Genomic DNA, 3,120 nt, shown 5'->3' with positions numbered 1-3,120 from the left:
GGGAATCGACGCGGAGCGTCGGTGACCGACGACAACGCGGCGAGCGTGCGTGCCAGGCCCCGCCGGCCAGACGGGACTTTGACGACACGACCTAGCCCCGTAGCGGGCGTGTCGTGGGGCCACTCGGCGCACCCTCCGCGCGGGCGCCGCCCGGCTCGCCGAGCATCGGGCGCATGACCGCATTCGCCACCCTGTTCCCGGCCGCACTGCTGCCCGCCGCCCTGCTGGCGGCGGCCGCGCTGCCTGCGCCGCCGCCCGCCGAAACCCCCACCGCCTCCTACGTCGTGGTCCTGCGGGACCACGCCTCCCGGGCGCCCGCCCGGGCCCTCGTCGCCGAGGCCGAGGCGGCCGGCGACCGGGTCGGGGCGGTGTACGACACCGCCCTGAACGGCTTCGCCGTCCGCACCAGCGCCGCCCGCGCCGCGGCCCTCGCCGCGGACCCGCGGGTGGCCTCCGTGGAGCCGGACGCGGAGTTCCGGATCAGCGACGGCCAGGTGCAGAGCCCCGCGCCCTGGCCGCTGGACCGGATCGACCAGCGCGAGCTCCCGCTCGACGGCTCGTACACGTACGCCACCTCGGCACAGGGCGTCACGGCGTACGTCGTGGACACCGGGATCAACACCCTCCACCAGGAGTTCGGCGGCCGCGCCCGGCACGGGGTCAACACCGTGTTCATGGAGGCCGCGGCCGACTGCAACGGCCACGGCACGCACGTCGCGGGGACGATCGGCGGGGCGACGTACGGGGTCGCCAAGGGGGTCTCCCTCGTCGCGGTCAAGGTCGCCGACTGCCGCGGGAACGGCACCCTGTCGGCCATCGTCGGCGGCATCGACTGGATGGTGCGGGACTCCTTGGCGGCGGGCGCCACCCCGGCGGTCGCCAACATGAGCATGGGCGGCAGCTACAGCTTCGCCCTGAACCGGGCGGTGACCCGGGCGGTTGCGGCCGGTATCACCTTCACCGTCGCCGCCGGCAACGCGGGCGAGAGCGCCTGCGCCGGCTCCCCGGCGGGAGTCGCGCAGGCCGTCACGGTCGGCGCCACCGACGCCGCCGACCGGTGGGCCCCGTTCTCCAACTACGGCAGGTGCGTGGACCTGGCGGCGCCGGGCGTGGCCGTCACCTCGGCCTGGAAGGGCTCCGCCACCGCGGTCGCGCGGGCCTCCGGCACCTCGATGGCGGCCCCGCACGCGGCGGGTGTCGCCGCGCTGGTCCTGGCGGGCGGCACGGCCAGGACCCCGGCCCAGGTGACCCGGGCGCTCATCGGCGGCGCCGTTCCCGGCCGGATCACGGCGCTCCCCGTCGGCACCCCGAACCTGCTGCTGCACGTACCGACGGCCGGGTAGCCCTCCCGTACGCGCATCCGACCCGGGTCGGAGCGGCCCGCCGGCCCTGCCGCCGGCGGGCCCCGCAGACCTGGGTCGGACCAGGTCGGACCGGGTCGGGCCAGGTCAGGGACGTCCCGTGAACCCATCAATCCCACCCGCGCCGCTCACCGTCCGGTCGGTATCCGGCCACCTGTCAGACCTGGCCTGATGGCACATCAATTTCTGAGTGCTTCGGGCGAAAGCAAGCCATTGACTTCTCATCACCGCGACGCGTCAATGTCGGCCACCGCACCGGCTCGGCCCTCCCCCACACAGCGGGTGGGGGGAGGGGTTCGTCTGACGAAGGAGTCGCGACCCAGTGAGTACAACGTTCCGACGAAGAGTTCTGGCCGGGGCGGGCGCATTGTCCCTGGCCCTGACCGGTGGCGTGGTGGGCCTGGCCGGCTCCGCGCAGGCCGCGACGAAGACCACTCCCGTCTTCGAGAACTGCGATGCGCCGGCGCCGCAGGCGGACGGTTCCGGCAACCAGAACTACACGATCACCCTGCCGGACGGCGCCAAGGCCGGCGAGGTCGTCCCGATCACCATCGACCCGGGCGCGAGCCCGCTGCTCCCCGGTTTCTCCGTCACGACGGTGAACACCTCCAAGGTGACCCTGAAGGTCGGCACGACCACCCAGGTGGTCGTCAGCCCGCCCGAGACGGTCAACGTCGAGGCCGGGAAGCCGCTGGACCCCAAGGAGTTCTCCGGCACCATCAAGATCCCGGACGGCACCGAGGGCACCACGGTCCACGTCGCCCTGGACCTGTCGGTGGTCGACGCGAACCTCAGCGGTTCGATCTTCACCACCACCTGCACCCCCGATCCGCGCCCCAGCGCCTCCCTCGGCTCGGTCGCGGTGGAGGCCCTGCCCAAGGACCCGATCACCACCAAGCTGACGCCCAACAGCGGCAAGGCCGGCACCGCGGTCACCGTCACCGGCGCCAACTTCCCCGCCGGCCCGGTCACCTGCTCGGCCCTCAAGGGCGGCGCCGCGACCGGTGAGACGGGCAGCGGCACGGCGGCGGCCGACGGCACCGCCACCTGCGCCATCACGATCAACGTGGACACCGACCAGATCAAGATCGACGGTGCCATCACCCCGTACAAGGACTTCGTCTTCATCAAGGACCAGCCCGGAGTCAAGAACCCGGTCGACGTCGAGGTGCTGCCCGGTCCGCTGGCCATCGGCCCGCAGAGCGGCAACCCCGCCGTCAACTTCGGCAAGGTGACCATCAACGGCAAGCCGCAGTCGGTCGTCGGCCAGTTCACCGCGATGTCCGTCCAGGACTTCCGCGGCGGCACCCTCGGCTGGGACGTATCGGCGACCCGTACGCCGTTCCTGAACGAGGCCACCGGCCACTCGATGGCCAAGGCGCAGATCGGCATCCAGCCGTCCTGCAAGGTGACCAACCCGGACAGCCCGAGCACCTGCACCGCCGGTGCGCCCGGTGCGATCTCCGACACCCCGATGAAGATCGCCTCCCAGGCCGCGGGCGGCGAGAACCTGACCGGTGGCGAGTTCGAGGTCGGCGGCGCCGGGATGATCCAGCTCCCGCCGTTCATGTTCGCCGACACCTACCAGTCGGTCGTCACCTTCTCGATCGCCTGACCCTGCGCCACCAGCCACACCAGCCACACCCGCTCCGCTCTCCCCACCAGCCCCACCCGGGTGGGGGGGGGGGGGGGGGGGGGGGGGGAGGAGCTCCCCCCCTTCCCTCCCTTCCGGGGCCATAACAAGCACACCACGCCTACC

2 protein-coding genes are annotated in these 3,120 nt (G+C 72.9%); both read left to right on the top strand.

Annotated features, from left to right (window positions below; translation table 11 throughout):
- Positions 1-173: 173 nt before the first annotated feature.
- Positions 174-1,343, top strand: a complete 1,170-nt coding sequence (locus ACZ7GJ_RS22455; RefSeq protein ID WP_470754080.1) for a S8 family peptidase — start codon at positions 174-176, stop codon at positions 1,341-1,343.
- Between the two features lie 340 nt (positions 1,344-1,683).
- Positions 1,684-2,976: a hypothetical protein gene (locus ACZ7GJ_RS22450; RefSeq protein ID WP_470754079.1), complete on the top strand. Its 1,293-nt coding sequence runs from the start codon at positions 1,684-1,686 to the stop codon at positions 2,974-2,976.
- The last annotated feature ends 144 nt before the right edge of the window (positions 2,977-3,120 follow it).

This window comes from Streptomyces sp. NPDC037242 (assembly GCF_055604165.1).
This window is presented reverse-complemented; position numbering and strand designations above follow the sequence as displayed.